The organism is Microvirga yunnanensis, from assembly GCF_025460875.1.
This window is the reverse complement of record NZ_JAMXFI010000058.1, coordinates 1-14,951: the sequence shown is the minus strand read 5'-3', so window position 1 is coordinate 14,951 and position 14,951 is coordinate 1. Positions and strand designations below refer to the sequence as shown.

Below are 14,951 nucleotides of genomic sequence, written 5' to 3'. Positions count from 1 at the left end.
ACTGGGGCAAGCCCAGCGATGACGGATTGGTCAGACGGCCGCGATCAGACCCAGCCGCCGTCCACGAGATAGGTCTGGGCCGACATGGCGCTGGAATCGTCCGCGCCGAGGAAGAGCGTGAAGTTGGCGATGTCCTGCGGCACGAGCTTGCGCTTCACGCACTGGCGCTTGAGCAGTTCCTTCTCGCCTTCCGGCGTGAGCCACAGATCGATCTGGCGCTGGGTCATGATCCAGCCCGGCACGAGGCAGTTGACGCGGATGTTCTTCGGCCCGAGCTCACGGGCGAGAGCGCGGGTGAGGCCGACCGCGGCGGATTTCGCCGTCTTGTAGGCGGCAAAGGAATCGTCGCTCACCATGTAGCTCGTGGAGCCCATGTTGATGATCGAGCCGCCGCCCGCCTTCTCCATGTCGGGCAGCACCGCCTGAGCGGCAAAGAACTGGTGATCGAGATTGGTGGCGAAGCGCTCGCGCCAGTATTCCGGCGTCACCTGGTCGATGGTGTGGCGGTCGTCGCGGGCCGCGTTGTTGACCAGGACCGTGATCGGTCCGAGCGCGTCGCTGGCACGCCGGATCGCCGCCTGGAAGGCGGGAATGTCGCGCACGTCGCTGTGCTCGAAATGCACGCGCTCGCCGAGTTCCTTCGCGAGCGCCTGGCCGGCCTCGGCGTTGTAGTCGAGGATCGCCACCTTGCTGCCCTGCGCATGGAAGGAGCGTGCGATGCTCTCGCCGATGCCGCTGGCGCCGCCGGTGATGAGAACGGTCTTGCCCTTCAGGGAGCCGTAAATCGTCTGGGTCATGGATCTCTCTCACTCTTGTCTTGGTTTTCTTGCCTCCCCGGTGCGGGGAGGAATTGCGGGTTGGGTTCACGAAGCCGGAGCGTTACACGTGCCTGGAATCGGCAGGTCCTTCCTACCACGTCGTCACCGGCCTTGTGCCGGTGATCCCGATCCGTCAAGCGCATTGCCCTTCCGATCGGGATGGCCTCCCCCTGTCGAACGATCCCGCCATGCCGCGAGCTTGGCTGGCGGCCTCCCGTCAGCTCGCGCCCGGCCCCGGCGTGGCGCCCGGCGGGCACTTGCCGAGGATGATCATGCCGAGCACCTCGTCCTGGGTGACGTCCTGCACGTTGGCCGAACCCACGAGCTTGCCGTTCTTCATCACGCTGACCCGGTCGGCGAGGCCGAACACGTCGTGGATGTCGTGGCTGATGAGGAAGATGCCGATGCCCTCCTTCTTGAGCTGCAGCACGAGGTCGGCGACCTGCTGCGTCTCGGCCGGGCCGAGCGCCGCGGTCGGCTCGTCCATGATGAGCACGCGCGCGTTGAAATAGATCGCCCGCGCGATCGCCACCGATTGCCGCTGGCCGCCGGAGAGCGCCTTCACGGGCTCCTTGAAGCGGCGGAAATGCGGGTTGAGGCGCGCCATGACCTTGCGGGTCTCCGCCTCCATGGTGGCGTCGTCCAGGGTCCCGTAGGGCGTGAGCACCTCGCGGCCCAGGAAGATGTTGCCGGCGGCATCGATGTTGTCGGCGAGCGCCAGGGTCTGATAGATCGTCTCGATGCCGTAGCGCTTCGCGTCGCGGGGCGTCGCGATGTCGGCGTGCTCGCCGTTCACGTAGATCTCGCCCGCATCCGGCCGGTAGGCCCCGGACAGGATCTTGATCAGCGTCGACTTTCCGGCGCCGTTGTGGCCGAGCAGGCCCACCACCTCGCCGGGACGCAGGTCGACCGAGACGCCGTCCACGGCCTTGATGCCGCCGAACGCGATGGAGATGTTGCGCATCTCGACGAGAGGCGTCGTTCCATTCGTGTGCATGATGCGCTTTCCTTACTTGATGCGGCGGCGATAGAGGCTGTCGACCCAGACCGCCAGCACGAGAACCGCGCCGACCACGATGTTCTGCAGCGGCGTGTCGACTCCGAGCAGCACCATGCCCGATTGCAGCGACTGCATGACGAGGGCGCCGAGCATGGCGCCCGCGATGGTGCCGATGCCGCCGGCGAGCGACGTGCCGCCGATCACCGCGGAGGCGATCACGTAGAGCTCGTCGAGGGTACCGGCCGCGTTCGTCGCCGCATTGAGGCGCGCGGTCGAGATGCAGGCGGAGATGCCGCAGAGCAGGCCCATCAGGCCGAACACCTTCATCAGCGTCCAGCGGGTGTTGATGCCCGAGAGCTCGGCGGCCTCCGGGTTGCCCCCGATGGCGAACACGTAGCGCCCGAAGCGCCGGCGCGTGGCGATGAAGGTCATGACGAGCCCCACCACGATGGCGATCAGCACCGGCAGGGCGACGCCCTGCGAGATGAAGAGGCCGCCCTCGGGCCAGGTGATGCCGCGGGCCTCGGCCCAGGTCCGGGCGGAACCCATGGGCATCGGATAGGCATTGAAGATCGCGGCGGTCGCCAGGACGACCCCGCAGGCCACGACGGCGATCACCGCGTCGCCCCAGCCGGGGCGCACCGGAAATCCGAAGCGCAGACGACGGCGGCGGGTCAGGCCCAGACCCACGATGATGAGGCCGCAGGCGACCGCCGCGATGATCCAGGTGGTCGTGGCGCCGAGCGCGCCCTCCACGCCGCCGCCGAAAGCCTTGAAGCGGGTGTCCATGGGCGCGACGGTCTGGCCGGTCGTGACCCACCAGGCGGCGCCGCGCCAGACCAGCAGTCCGCCGAGCGTGACGATGAAGGAGGGAATGCCGAGATAGGCGATGAGCCAGCCCTGGAACAGGCCGATGAGCCCGCCGGCCACGAGGGCGATCAGCACGGCGAGCGGCGCGGTCAGCCAGTGCTCGAGTCCGAGATAGGCCGGCAGCCACTGCACCTGAGCGACGCCGATGATCATGCCGACGACGCCCAGGATCGCGCCGACCGACAGGTCGATGTTGCGGGTCACGATGACGAGCACCATGCCGGTCGCCATGACGGCGACGGACGCGGTCTGGACCGACAGGTTCCAGAGATTGCGCGGGGTCAGGAAGACGCCGCCGGACAGGATGTCGAAGCCGATCCAGATGACGGCGAGCGCGGCCAGCATGCCGAGCATGCGGACGTCGATCTCGAGTTTCGACAGGAGCGAGCCGGAAGCGGCGCTCGGCGGCGGGGCGGCGGTGGCGACGGGTGCGGTCATGGAAATCACTCGTTCTGCAAAAAACGTCATTCCGGAGCCGCGACGCGGAACCCGGAACCCATGAGCACGAGGTTTCGAGGAAAGGCGCGATCGTGCGCCTGATCCATCGATCCCGGCGGTCAGGGGATCCGGGCTCGCGACAGGCGCGCCCCGGAATGACAGCGTCAGATCAGTTGCAGGCCTTCACGCTGCCGGCCTTCACGCCCTGGCAGACCACGTCCTTCGTCGCCCAGCCGGCATTGATGACCACGTCGAGATTGTCCTTCGTGATCGCCACGGGGGTGAGGAACAGAGCCGTCATGTTCTGCTTCTTGGGGCCGAGGTTCCAGGGCTTCGCCCCCTGGATCTCGCTGAGCTTCTTGCCGCCGGCGAGCTGGACGGCGATCTCCGCGGCGTTGCGGCCGAGTTCGCGGGCGTCCTTGAAGACCGTGACGGTCTGCGTGCCGAGCGCCACCCGGTTCAGGGCCGCCTTGTCGGCGTCCTGTCCGGAGACCGGCACGGAACCGGCGAGGCCCTGCGCGGCAAGCGCCGCGATGGCGCCGCCGGCGGTGCCGTCATTGGCCGCGATCACCGCGTCGATCTTGTTGTTGTTCTTGGTGAGGAACTGCTCCATGTTCCGCTGCGCATTGGCCGGGAGCCAGCCGTCCGTATAGGCCTCGCCGACATTCTTGATCTTGCCGGAATCCATGGCGCCTTTCAGCACCTCCATCGAGCCCTGGAACAGGAAGTTGGCGTTCGGATCCGAGCCCGAGCCCTTGATGAAGGCATAGTTGCCCTCGGGCTTGACCTTCAGCACCTCGCGGGCCTGAAGACGGCCGACCTCGACATTGTCGAAGGTCAGGTAGAAGGCCTGCGGGATCTCGATGAGACGGTCGTAGCCGACCACCGCGATGCCCTCGGCGACGGCCTTCTCGACCGCCGGACGCACCGCGTCGGCATCCTGGGCCAGCACGATCAGCGCCTTGGCGCCGCGGGAGATGAGGCTCTCGATGTCGGTGAGCTGCTTGGCGGGCGAGGACTGGGCATCGGCCGACACATAGGTGCCGCCGGCCTTCTCGACCGCAGCCTTGATGGCGGCCTCGTCGGTCTTCCAGCGCTCTTCCTGGAAGTTCGACCAGCTGACGCCCACGACCGGGCCCTTCTGGGCGAAGGCGGCGGTGGCGGACAGCGCCAAGGCGGCAAGAGAGATGAGTGCGTGTTTCTTCGATAGCATCGGCTTCCTCCTGGACCTTGCGTTCCCTTGCAGGCCCCTCGCTCATGACAGGCTGTCGATCCGAGCGGATCGACGGAATGGCTCGCTCTGCCATGCGTTATATTTCGAGCGCGGAAATAATTATCTCAGCCATTGGCAGCTTCAAGCTCCGATTGGGTTATATTTTCGTCTGATACCCATCGGTACGGAAGTTGTTTTATTCATAGATCGAAGAAATGGCCGCGATGACCCTCCTCCCCCTCTCCCCCCGCGAAACGGCGCGCCGGCGCCTGCTCGACGCCTTGCGCCGGGAGGGCCCAATGGCCCGGGTGGAGATCGGCCAGCACCTGGGCGTGAGCCCGGCGAGCGTCTCGGACCTGACCGCGAGCCTGCTCGACGAGGGGATCCTGGTGGCCGAAGAGACGGCCGATCCGGCCTCCGGCCTGATTCGGGGCCGACCCAAGACCCGCCTGTACTTCGCCGAGACCCTGGGCTCGGTGATCGGCGTCTGGACCGGGTTCAACCGTATCGAACTGCGGCTCGTGGACAGCGCCGGGCGCAACCGCGCCAGCCGCCATGTGGAGCGCCCCTTGCGCAGTCTTGGGGCGGAGGAGCTGATGGACGTGCTGGCCGGCACGATCACGGCCTTCGCCGAGGAAACCGGGGCCCGCGACGTGAAGGCCGTGGGGCTCGCCTGCCAGGGCTACGTGGACACGAAGGACGGCATCGTGGCCTGGAGCCCGGTCCTCGGCGCCCGCGATCTGCCGCTCGCCTCGGGCCTCGGGGACCGGCTCGGCAAGCCCGTCCTCATCGAGAACGACGCCAGCGCCATGGCGTTCGCCATCACGCAACGGAACTCGGACCTGCGGTCCGGACGCACCGCCTGCCTGATGGTGGGCGACGGTGTCGGCCTCGGCTTTCTCATCCAGGGCGAGCTCTACCGCGGGGCCCGGTTCGGCGGCAGCGAGTTCGGCCACGTGCGGCTCCGCCGCAGCGGCCCGCAATGCCGCTGCGGCGGGCGTGGCTGCATCGAGGCCTATCTCGCCGATTACGCCCTGCACCGGGACGCCCAGCTCATCGACCATCGCCCGGCCCCGACCCTGCTGCTGCCGAGCGAGGGCGCCATGGGGGCGATCGTCGCGCAGGCCCGGGCGGGCGATCCCGCCCTCCTCAACCTGTTCCAGGCCGCCGGCGAGGTTCTGGGCGATGCGGTCGGGATCCTGATCCAGACGCTCGAGCCCGACCACATCGTCATCTGCGGCCCGGGCACCCGGGCCATGGACCTGCTGCGCCCCTCCTTCGAGGCGGCGCTCGACTCGCAGACCATTCCCGAGCTGCGGGCGCTCGCCGCCATCCATGTGGTGGAATCCTCCATGGACCTGCTGACGGAGGGCGTCGTCATGCAGGCCCTGCGCGAGCTCGACCTGGATCTCGCGCGCCTCAAGGCGGCCTGATCCTGCCGTTGGAACGTCGACGGCGCGGGATCGCCGGGCTCAGATGAACCAGAAATCCGCCTTCGTCAGATGCGCTCCCTCCTTGGTGGCGAGCGTCACGGTGGCGATTTCCAGGGCGGCGTATTTGCGGCCGCTTCCATCCTGGTCGAAATAGATCTTCGCCGTCCTGGAGTTGGTCTGCTTGACCAGGACAAAGTCGTTGCCGTCATGCGCCTTCCCGTCCAGGCTGACGAAGCGGGCATCGAGCTTCACGGCCTTGTCCGGGGAAGCGCCGTGCTTCTTTTTGAGGAAGCCCGCGATCGTCTTGTTCGTGAAGGCGTTGTGGTCGAGATAGATGTCGTCGAACGTCGAACCGAAATCCTTGATGACGTCCTTGTTGGCCTTGTAGTCCCTCTTCGAGATCTTGGTGTCGACGACGAACCGGTCGCGGCTGTCCGAGCCCGTGCCGCCTTCGAGCGTGTCGATGCCTGCTCCGACAACGGCATGGGTCGCCACGCTGCCGTCGGCGAGCTTGAGGGTCTCGACCACCACGTCGCTTGCATCATCGATGAGGTCGGTGTCATCGACCATGCGGAACCGAAATATCGAGCGAATCCGACTCCGTCGATGTCGTATGTCATGTTGAATGATCCATCGGCGAACGCGCTCACGGAGGGGTGCGGCGGCTGCGTCGACGAGTCGAGGATGTTGTCCTCGATTGCTCCACTGAAAACGGACAGGTCAGCCCTCCGGCTGCTCGTCTGCTGCGCCATCTCCCCCGCAAACCCTTGCCTGGCCTCGTTTTGCACCCCTGTCTGTGGCAGGTCGCCGCGTCGGCGCTAGCCCCGGGGGGCGGGAGGGGCTATATCTTCGGCCGATCCATTCTCCACGACCGAGCCGATGCCCTCATCCCGCCCCGTCCAAGCCGGCGACCACGTCTTCCTCGTCGACGGCTCCTCCTTCATCTTCCGGGCCTACTTCCAGTCCATGAACCAGGACCAGAAGTACAATGCCCGCTCGTCGGACGGCATGCCGTCCGGGGCGGTGCGGCTCTTCGTGTCCAAGCTCCTGCAGTTCATGCGCGACGGGGCGGCCGGCCTCAGGCCGACCCACCTGGCCATCGTGCTCGACAAGTCCGAGGGCTCGTTCCGCAAGGAGCTCTACGAGGATTACAAGGGCCATCGGCCCGACGCTCCGCAGGACCTGAAGGTCCAGATGCCGATCATGCGCGAGGCGATCCGCGCCTTCGGGCTCGAGCCCGTGGAGCTGCAGCGCTACGAGGCGGATGACCTCATCGCCACCTACACCCAGCAGGCGAAGGCCCGCGGGGCGGACGTGCTCATCATCTCGTCCGACAAGGACCTGATGCAGCTCGTCGGCCCGAAGGTGTGCTTCTACGATTTCGAATCGGGCTCCAAGGGCAAGCCGGGCTACCGGCCCGAGCGCAACCTGGACGAAGCCGCCGTCATCGAGAAATGGGAGGGCATCCCGCCGGAAAAGATCGGCGACGTGCTGGCCCTCATGGGCGACACCTCCGACAACGTGCCGGGCGTGCCGGGCATCGGGCTCAAGACCGCCGCCCAACTGATCAAGGAATACGGCGATCTCGAAACGCTCCTGGAGCGCGCCCCCGAGATCAAGCAGCCCAAGCGCCGCGAGACCCTGATCGCCAACGCGGAATCCGCGCGCCTGTCGAAGAAGCTCGTGACGCTCGACTGCGACGCCCCGGTCCCCGTGCCCCTCGACGACCTGCGTCTGCCCGAGCCCGATCCGAAGACCCTGATCGGCTTCCTCAAGGCCATGGAGTTCAACACCCTGACCCGGCGCGTCGCCGAGCTCTACGACGCCGATCCTTCGGCGATCGAGCCCGACCCGCGCCTGATGCCCGGCGGCGAGGCGATCCGCTGGGAGCGCAACGGCGACGGCACCGGCGTGACGGCGCCCACCGACGACGCGGTGCCGTTCTTCGGCAAGGCCGACGCGGCGGCGGGCGAGGTCGATCCCTTCGCGGGCCTCGACCTGCCGGAGACTGCGACCCTGCGCAAACCCGTCGAGGGCATCGGCACGCCCTCGCAGGTCGCCGGGAAGCGCGCGACGGAAGCCGCGTCGGTGCCCATCGACGTCTCCGCCTACGAGACCGTCACGAGTCTCGAGCGCCTGAAGGACTGGGTCGCCCGGGCCCGCGAGCAGGGCCATGTGGCGGTCGACACGGAGACGAGCGATCTCGACGCCAACCAGGCCGATCTCGTCGGCGTCTCCCTGGCGCTCGAGGCCGGAAAGGCCTGCTATGTGCCGCTGCAGCACCGGGACGAATCGAACCTGTTCGGGGGCGGCCTCGTCCAGGGCCAGATCCCCGTCGGCGAGGCGCTCGACGTCCTGCGCCCGCTCCTGGAGGATTCCGCAATCCTCAAGATCGGCCAGAACCTGAAATACGACTGGGTCGTGTTCAAGCGCCACGGGATCGAGGTGCGGCCCTACGACGACACGATGCTGATCTCCTACGTGCTCGATGCCGGCAAGGGCTCGCACGGGATGGACGAGCTCTCCCGCCGCCATCTCGGCCACTCGCCGATCAGCTTCTCGGACGTGGCCGGCACGGGCCGGAACAAGGTGACCTTCGACAAGGTCGAGATCGCCAAGGCCACCGCCTACGCGGCCGAGGATGCGGACGTCACCCTGCGCCTGTGGCAGGTGCTGAAACCCCGTCTCGTGGCGGAGCGGCGCGCCACCGTGTACGAGACCCTGGAGCGCCCCATGGTCGATACGCTCGCCCGCATGGAGATGCGCGGCATCATGGTCGACCGGCAGATCCTCAGCCGCCTCTCGGGCGATTTCGCCCAGACCCTGGCGCGGCTCGAGGACGAGATCCACGAGATGGCCGGCGAGAAATTCGCCCTCGGCTCGCCCAAGCAGATCGGCGACATCCTGTTCGGCAAGATGGGCCTGCCCGGCGCGAAGAAGACCCCGTCCGGCCAATGGGCCACGCCCGCGACGCTCCTCGACGAGCTCGCGCAGGCCGGCCACGAGCTGCCCGCCAAGATCCTCGAATGGCGTCAGCTCTCCAAGCTGAAATCCACCTACACGGACACCCTGCAGGAGCACATGCATCCCGAGACCAAGCGGGTGCACACCTCGTTCTCGCTCGCCGCCACCACGACCGGGCGCCTGTCCTCGTCCGATCCGAACCTGCAGAACATCCCGATCCGCACGGAAGCGGGCAGAAAGATCCGCAAGGCCTTCGTGGCGCCCGAGGGCCACAAGATCATCTCGGCCGATTACAGCCAGATCGAGCTGCGGCTGCTGGCGCATATCGCTGACATTCCGCAATTGCAGGAGGCCTTCGCGGAAGGCATCGACATCCACGCGGCGACGGCGTCCGCCATGTTCGGCGTGCCGCTCGACCGGATGACCCCGGACCTGCGCCGCCAGGCCAAGACCATCAATTTCGGCATCATCTACGGCATCTCGGCCTTCGGCCTCGCCACGCGCCTCGGCATCGGCAACGCGGAAGCCTCCACCTTCATCAAGCAGTATTTCGAGCGCTTCCCGGGCATCCGCACCTATATCGACGAGACGAAGCGGTTCTGTAAGGACAAGGGCTACGTGACGACCCTGTTCGGGCGCGTCTGCCATTACCCGCAGATCCGGTCGAGCAACCCGTCCGAGCGCGCCGGCGTGGAGCGCCAGGCGATCAACGCGCCGATCCAGGGCACAGCGGCGGACATCATCCGCCGGGCCATGGTGCGCATGGAGGACGCCCTGAAGGCGGAGCGCCTCTCCGCCCGCATGCTCTTGCAGGTGCACGACGAGCTGGTGTTCGAGGTGCCGGACGACGAGGTCGACGCCTCCCTGCCGGTGATCTCCCGCGTGATGACGGAAGCCCCCTTCCCGGCCATCACCCTGAAGGTCCCTCTCGCCGTGGAGGCGCGCGCGGCGCAGAACTGGGACGAGGCGCATTGATCACGCGCCCGGTCGTCCGGGAGGTCAGCACTCCCCAGGAACACCGTCAGGCTCAAGGACCGGACGGTGTCAGGTGATCCCGCTTCTGTAGGGCGCGGCGCTCTTCCGATCGGGATGGCCGGCACAAGGCCGGCCATGACGTCGGAAAGGTCGCGCCACAACGATGGCCCTCCTCCGCGTCATCACCGGGACGAGCCCGGTGATGACGCGGAGGGTGGCCCAACGGGCGGAGGGTGGCCGGGACGGGCGGCGACCTCGGCGCCCCGGGATCCCTGGGCCGTCGGACGAGACGTTATGTTCGTTGACGCGGCAGCCGCTCCGCAGTACCGATTGTTCGAAAGAACGAACTCTTCCGTTTAATGATGTCATTTGCTCCCCTGTCCTCCGAACCGCGAAGCCAGGTCGACGACCCGTCGAGCCTGGTCATGCGGTTTGGCGCACACGAGCCCCTGATGATGGATTCAGGGATCGCGCTCGCCCCCTGGCAGATTGCCTATCAGACCTACGGCACCCTCAACGCGGACAAGTCGAACGCCGTTCTGATCTGCCACGCGCTGACCGGCGACCAGCACGTGGCCAACGACAACCCCGTGACGGGCAAGCCCGGCTGGTGGCTGACCATGGTCGGGCCCGGCAAGCCCGTGGACACGAACCGCTTCTTCGTGATCTGCGCCAACGTGATCGGCGGCTGCATGGGCACCACCGGTCCCGCCTCGACCGACCCGGCGACGGGCCGGCCCTACGCGCTCGACTTTCCGGTCGTCACCATCCGGGACATGGTGCGGGCCCAGGCGGCCCTGATCGACAAGCTCGGCATCGAGAGCCTGTTCTGCGTCGTCGGCGGCTCCATGGGCGGCATGCAGGTGCTGCAATGGGCGGTGAGCTACTCGACCCGGGTCTTCGCCGCCCTGCCCATCGCGACCGCTGCCCGCCACTCGGCCCAGAACATTGCCTTCCACGAGGTCGGCCGCCAGGCCGTGATGGCCGATCCGGAATGGCGCGGCGGGCGCTACCTGACCGAGGGCACGCGACCCTCCAAGGGCCTCGCCGTGGCCCGCATGGGGGCGCATATCACCTATCTGTCCGAGATGGCCCTGCACCGGAAGTTCGGCCGCAACTTCCAGGACCGGTCCGCCCCGACCTTCTCCTTCGACGCGGATTTCCAGATCGAGAGCTACCTGCGCTACCAGGGCATCTCCTTCGTCGAGCGCTTCGACGCCAACTCCTATCTCTACGTCACCCGGGCGATGGACTATTTCGACATCGCGGCGGAGCATGGCGGCTCGCTCGCCAAGGCCTTCAAGGGCTCGGCCACGCGCTTCTGCCTCATCTCCTTCACGTCGGACTGGCTCTTCCCCACCTCCGACTCCCGCGCCATCGTCCACGCCCTGAACGCCGCGGCGGCCTCCGTCGGCTTCGTCGAGGTGGAGAGCGACAAGGGCCACGACGCCTTCCTGCTCGAGGAGCCCGAGATGTTCGCCGCCGTCCGCGGCTTCATCGACGCGGCCGCGCGGGTGCGGGGCATCGCATGATCGCCTCGACCCTTCCGGCGACCGACCTCGAGACCGGCCATCGCCTCGACTTCCTTCTCGTGGCCGACATGGTCGAGCCGGGCTCGCGGGTGCTCGACATCGGCTGCGGCGACGGCTCGCTCCTGGCGATCCTGCGCGACCGCCGGGGGGTCGACGGCCGCGGCATCGAGATCTCCCGCGAGGGCGTGAACGCGTGCCTGGCCAAGGGCCTGCCGGTGATCCAGGGCGATGCCGACACCGATCTCGCCGATTACCCGGACGATGCCTTCGACTATGTGATCCTGTCCCAGACCATCCAGGCCACGCGGCAGCCCCGGGTGGTGCTGGAGCATCTCCTGCGCATCGGCCGCCGGGCCATCGTGTCCTTCCCGAATTTCGGCCATTGGCGCGTGCGCTTCGATCTCGGCGTCCGGGGCCGGATGCCCATGACCGAGAACCTGCCCTATTCCTGGTACGACACCCCCAACATCCATTTCTGCACCATCCGGGACTTCGTGGAGCTGTGCCGGGAGGTCGGCGCCCAGATGGAGAAGGCCGTGGCGCTCAACGCGGGCGGCCAGCCGATCCGGGTGACCCTGCCCTGGTGGGTGTGGAACCTGCTCGGCGACCAGGGCGTGTTCCTGCTGAAGAGGCGGTAATTCGCGCTGCCGTCGTCATGGCCGGCCTCGTGCCGGCCGTCTCCCCCATGGTAGGGCTCGGCGTTCCAGACGAACGGGATCACCGGGACAAGCCCGGGATGGCCGGAAGGGCGCTACCCTTCCCCCTCCGCAAGCGGGTGCAGATCGCGCACCATGCTCTTCAGGCGCTCGTCCAGCACATGGGTGTAGATCTGCGTGGTCGAGATGTCGGAATGGCCCAGAAGCTCCTGCACCACGCGCAGGTCGGCCCCGTTCTGGAGCAGGTGGCTGGCGAAGGCGTGGCGGAGCACGTGGGGGCTGACCCTGTCGGCTCGCAGGCCCGCCGCCCCGGCGAGCGCCTTCAGGTCGCGGGCGAAGGCCTGGCGGGTGAGATGGCCGCTCTCGCTGTCGGCCGGAAACAGCCAGGGGCCGGCAGCCTTGGTCCGCTCCTCCAGCAGGGCCAGATAGGCGCGCGCCGCATCCCGGGCCGCGTCGGTCAGCGGAACGAGCCGTTCCTTGGCGCCCTTACCGCGGACCACGAGGAACCGGTCGCGGGACCTGGCGGCGCTGCGCGGCAGGGCGACGAGCTCCGAGACGCGCAGGCCCGTGGCGTAGAGCAGCTCCAGCAGGCAGGCCATGCGGGCGGCACGAAGACGATCGGACGGTGGGGCCTCCGGGTGCTGAATGCCCTCATAGGCCACCTGCAGCAGACGGTCGACCTCGGCCACGGAGAGCACTTTCGGCAGCGCCCGTCCCCGCTTCGGTGCCGAAACCGCGGCGGTCGGATCGGCCGGGGCATAGCCTTCCACGTAGAGGAACTTGTGGAACTGGCGCACCGCCGAGAGCCTGCGGGCGGCCGAGGAGGCTTTCAGGCCGCGCTCCTCCAGGCTTGCCATGAAGCCCCGGATGGTGGCGGAACCCGCCGTGTCCGGCTCGCCGCCGGTTTCCTTCAGATAGGCGAGGTAGTCGTCGAGATCGCGCCGGTAGGCCTCAAGCGTGTTCTTGGAGGCGCCCCGCTCGGCGGCCAGCATGTCGAGGAAGAGGCTCGCGTGGCGCGCGCCGCTCATGAGGACGAGGGCGTGCGGCTGGTGGGCACCGGGACCGTGATCTCGCGCGGATCGGGGTCGACGAAGGTCGCGAGCGCAAACATGGCCGCGAAGCCAAGGCCCGCGAGAATGGCGACGACGAGGAGGAACCGGAACAGGGTGGGCACGTGAGCCTCTTGAGACGTTGAACCGCTAGAACCATGCCAGGGCCGCGAAGGCAAGTCCCTCACTTCGGTTAAGTTTGCCAGGGAAAGGGGAATAACGCCCTTGTGACAGGCCGCCGCGCCCGTGCTAGGACTGAGGCCATGAACAATATCAGCCGCTTCAATTCGCTCGATGAAGTCGGCGGGCAAGACCAGTCAAGCCGGCGCGGCCACCCGATCAGCCGCCAGCTCGGCACGCGATCGCTCGTGCTCGTCGGGCTCATGGGCGCCGGAAAGAGCACGGTGGGCCGCAGGCTCGCGCAGACGCTCAAGCTGCCGTTCCGCGACGCCGATCACGAGATCGAGGCCGCGGCCGGCATGACGATCCCCGAGATCTTCGCCATCCATGGCGAGGCCCATTTCCGCGACGGCGAGCGCCGCGTGATCGCCCGCCTCCTGCAGGAGGGGCCGATCGTGCTCGCCACGGGCGGAGGCGCCTTCATGAACGAGGAGACCCGCCAGCGCATCGCCGAGCACGGCGTCTCGCTCTGGCTCAAGGCCGATCTCGACATCCTCATGCGCCGCGTCCGCAAGCGGGCGACCCGCCCGCTCCTGCAGAACCCTGACCCGGAAGGCACCATGCGCCGCCTGATGGAGCTGCGCTACCCGGTCTATGCCACGGCGGACGTGACCATCGATTCCCACGAGGCCCCGCACGACCGGGTCGTCGCCGACGTCATCAAGGCGCTGGGCGACTGGTTCGCCCGCGAACACCAGGGAAATGCCGAGCCATGACGCGTCCCGCCTCCCGGAGGGACGACCCGTCCCTCATCAGGGTTCCGGTCCCGCTCGGGGACCGGGCCTACGACATCCTGGTCGGGCGCGGCGTGGTCGAGACGGCCGGATCGCGCATCGCGGCCTTGGGCGCCCGCGCGGCCGCCATCGTGACGGACGAGCATGTGGGGCCGCTCTATGCCGGGGCTCTGGCCGGAGCCCTGGAGGCTCAGGGCCTGCGCGCATCCGTGACCACCCTGCCGCCCGGCGAGGCCACCAAGTCCTATGCCAGCCTGGAACAGGTCTGCGACGCGGTGCTGGCCGCCAGGATCGAGCGCGGCGATCTCGTGGTGGCGCTCGGCGGCGGCGTGATCGGGGACCTGGCGGGTTTCGCGGCCGCAGTGGTGCGCCGGGGCGTACGCTTCGTCCAGGTGCCGACCACCCTGCTGTCCCAGGTGGATTCCTCGGTCGGCGGCAAGACCGGCATCAATTCGCGTCACGGCAAGAACCTCGTCGGCGCCTTCCACCAGCCGAGCCTGGTCCTGGCCGACACGGCGCTGCTCGACACGCTGCCCCTGCGCGAGATGCGTGCGGGCTACGCGGAGGTGGCGAAATACGGCCTCATCGACGACGCGCGCTTCTTCGCCTGGTGCGAGGCGAACTGGCGGGGCATCTTCGCCGGCTCACCCGAGCGGGACGAGGCGGTGGCGCAGAGCTGCCGCGCCAAGGCCGCCGTGGTGGTGCGCGACGAGCACGAGAACGGCGACCGGGCGCTCCTCAATCTCGGCCACACCTTCGGCCATGCGCTCGAGCGGATCACCCAGTACGATTCGGCGCGCCTCGTCCATGGGGAGGGCGTCGCCATCGGCCTGTGCCTGGCGTTCCGCTTCTCGGCCGCGCTCGGCCTGTGCCCGGCGGCGGATGCCGCGCGGGTCGAGGCACACCTGTCGGCCGCTGGACTTCCCACGCGCCTCTCCCATGTTCCCGGGGGCTGCGGCACGGTCGACGCGCTTCTCGACGCCATGGCCCAGGACAAGAAGGTGAAGGGCGGCGCCCTGACCTTCATCCTGGCCCGGGGCATCGGGCAGAGCTTCATCGCTCCCGGCATCGAGGCCGACAAGGTCCGCA

Annotated in this window: 13 protein-coding genes; 6 read left to right on the top strand and 7 right to left on the bottom strand. The window is 68.0% G+C overall.

Annotated elements, in window-relative coordinates; all coding sequences use genetic code 11:
• Positions 1 to 44: 44 nt before the first annotated feature.
• The 4 genes from NF876_RS24720 to xylF all read right to left on the bottom strand — a co-directional run bounded on the left by NF876_RS24720 (position 45) and on the right by xylF (position 4,339).
• Positions 45 to 797: an SDR family NAD(P)-dependent oxidoreductase gene (locus tag NF876_RS24720; RefSeq protein ID WP_262271109.1), complete on the bottom strand. Its 753-nt coding sequence runs from the start codon at positions 795 to 797 to the stop codon at positions 45 to 47.
• A 238-nt stretch (positions 798 to 1,035) separates the two neighbouring features.
• Positions 1,036 to 1,815 carry an ATP-binding cassette domain-containing protein gene (locus NF876_RS24715; RefSeq protein ID WP_173946391.1) on the bottom strand — a complete coding sequence of 260 codons (780 nt, stop codon included), beginning with the start codon at positions 1,813 to 1,815 and terminating at the stop codon, positions 1,036 to 1,038.
• Between the two features lie 12 nt (positions 1,816 to 1,827).
• Positions 1,828 to 3,126 (bottom strand): sugar ABC transporter permease, encoded by a 1,299-nt coding sequence (locus tag NF876_RS24710; protein ID WP_262271108.1) that lies wholly within the window; start codon positions 3,124 to 3,126, stop codon positions 1,828 to 1,830.
• A gap of 169 nt (positions 3,127 to 3,295) precedes the next feature.
• Positions 3,296 to 4,339, bottom strand: coding sequence for a D-xylose ABC transporter substrate-binding protein (gene xylF, locus NF876_RS24705; protein WP_262271107.1), 1,044 nt, complete (start codon positions 4,337 to 4,339; stop codon positions 3,296 to 3,298).
• Positions 4,340 to 4,563: 224 nt separating this feature from the next.
• Between xylF and NF876_RS24700 the strand changes: the two genes are divergently transcribed.
• Positions 4,564 to 5,772, top strand: coding sequence for an ROK family protein (locus NF876_RS24700; protein ID WP_262271106.1), 1,209 nt, complete (start codon positions 4,564 to 4,566; stop codon positions 5,770 to 5,772).
• Positions 5,773 to 5,811: 39 nt separating this feature from the next.
• Here the strand turns inward: NF876_RS24700 and NF876_RS24695 are convergent, their stop codons facing one another.
• Entirely contained in the window at positions 5,812 to 6,342 is a 531-nt protein-coding gene (locus tag NF876_RS24695; RefSeq protein WP_262271105.1) for a hypothetical protein, read from the bottom strand.
• A gap of 309 nt (positions 6,343 to 6,651) precedes the next feature.
• Between NF876_RS24695 and polA the strand changes: the two genes are divergently transcribed.
• From polA to metW, 3 genes are all read left to right on the top strand, one after another.
• Complete coding sequence (gene polA / locus NF876_RS24690) at positions 6,652 to 9,711, top strand: DNA polymerase I (protein ID WP_262271104.1); 3,060 nt, start codon at positions 6,652 to 6,654, stop codon at positions 9,709 to 9,711.
• 359 nt (positions 9,712 to 10,070) lie between these two features.
• On the top strand, positions 10,071 to 11,243 hold the full coding sequence (gene metX / locus NF876_RS24685; RefSeq protein WP_262271103.1) for a homoserine O-acetyltransferase MetX: 1,173 nt from the start codon (positions 10,071 to 10,073) through the stop codon (positions 11,241 to 11,243).
• Positions 11,240 to 11,881: a methionine biosynthesis protein MetW gene (gene metW, locus NF876_RS24680; RefSeq protein ID WP_262271102.1), complete on the top strand. Its 642-nt coding sequence runs from the start codon at positions 11,240 to 11,242 to the stop codon at positions 11,879 to 11,881. Before metX ends, metW begins: the two co-directional genes overlap by 4 nt.
• A 113-nt stretch (positions 11,882 to 11,994) precedes the next feature.
• Here metW and xerD read toward each other — a convergent pair whose 3' ends face one another.
• Together xerD and NF876_RS24670 are read right to left on the bottom strand one after the other, a co-directional pair.
• Positions 11,995 to 12,927 (bottom strand): site-specific tyrosine recombinase XerD, encoded by a 933-nt coding sequence (gene xerD / locus NF876_RS24675; RefSeq protein ID WP_262271101.1) that lies wholly within the window; start codon positions 12,925 to 12,927, stop codon positions 11,995 to 11,997.
• Positions 12,924 to 13,073 (bottom strand): hypothetical protein, encoded by a 150-nt coding sequence (locus NF876_RS24670; RefSeq protein ID WP_036354334.1) that lies wholly within the window; start codon positions 13,071 to 13,073, stop codon positions 12,924 to 12,926. Before NF876_RS24670 ends, xerD begins: the two co-directional genes overlap by 4 nt.
• 138 nt (positions 13,074 to 13,211) lie before the next feature.
• On the opposite strand from NF876_RS24670, the gene NF876_RS24665 reads away from it, so the two are divergent.
• Positions 13,212 to 13,844, top strand: a complete 633-nt coding sequence (locus NF876_RS24665) for a shikimate kinase (RefSeq protein ID WP_262271100.1) — start codon at positions 13,212 to 13,214, stop codon at positions 13,842 to 13,844.
• On the top strand, positions 13,841 to 14,951 hold a 1,111-nt coding region (aroB, locus tag NF876_RS24660), incomplete at its 3' end, for a 3-dehydroquinate synthase (RefSeq protein WP_262271099.1). The genes NF876_RS24665 and aroB, both read left to right, overlap by 4 nt.

Bases quoted from the DNA above. Each gene is read 5' to 3' on its own strand.
- NF876_RS24720 (WP_262271109.1), bottom strand. From the start codon at position 797: ATGACCCAGACGATTTACGGCTCCCTGAAGGGCAAGACCGTTCTCATC.
- NF876_RS24715 (WP_173946391.1), bottom strand. From the start codon at position 1,815: ATGCACACGAATGGAACGACGCCTCTCGTCGAGATGCGCAACATCTCC.
- NF876_RS24710 (WP_262271108.1), bottom strand. From the start codon at position 3,126: ATGACCGCACCCGTCGCCACCGCCGCCCCGCCGCCGAGCGCCGCTTCC.
- xylF (WP_262271107.1), bottom strand. From the start codon at position 4,339: ATGCTATCGAAGAAACACGCACTCATCTCTCTTGCCGCCTTGGCGCTG.
- NF876_RS24700 (WP_262271106.1), top strand. From the start codon at position 4,564: ATGACCCTCCTCCCCCTCTCCCCCCGCGAAACGGCGCGCCGGCGCCTG.
- NF876_RS24695 (WP_262271105.1), bottom strand. From the start codon at position 6,342: ATGGTCGATGACACCGACCTCATCGATGATGCAAGCGACGTGGTGGTC.
- polA (WP_262271104.1), top strand. From the start codon at position 6,652: ATGCCCTCATCCCGCCCCGTCCAAGCCGGCGACCACGTCTTCCTCGTC.
- metX (WP_262271103.1), top strand. From the start codon at position 10,071: ATGATGTCATTTGCTCCCCTGTCCTCCGAACCGCGAAGCCAGGTCGAC.
- metW (WP_262271102.1), top strand. From the start codon at position 11,240: ATGATCGCCTCGACCCTTCCGGCGACCGACCTCGAGACCGGCCATCGC.
- xerD (WP_262271101.1), bottom strand. From the start codon at position 12,927: ATGAGCGGCGCGCGCCACGCGAGCCTCTTCCTCGACATGCTGGCCGCC.
- NF876_RS24665 (WP_262271100.1), top strand. From the start codon at position 13,212: ATGAACAATATCAGCCGCTTCAATTCGCTCGATGAAGTCGGCGGGCAA.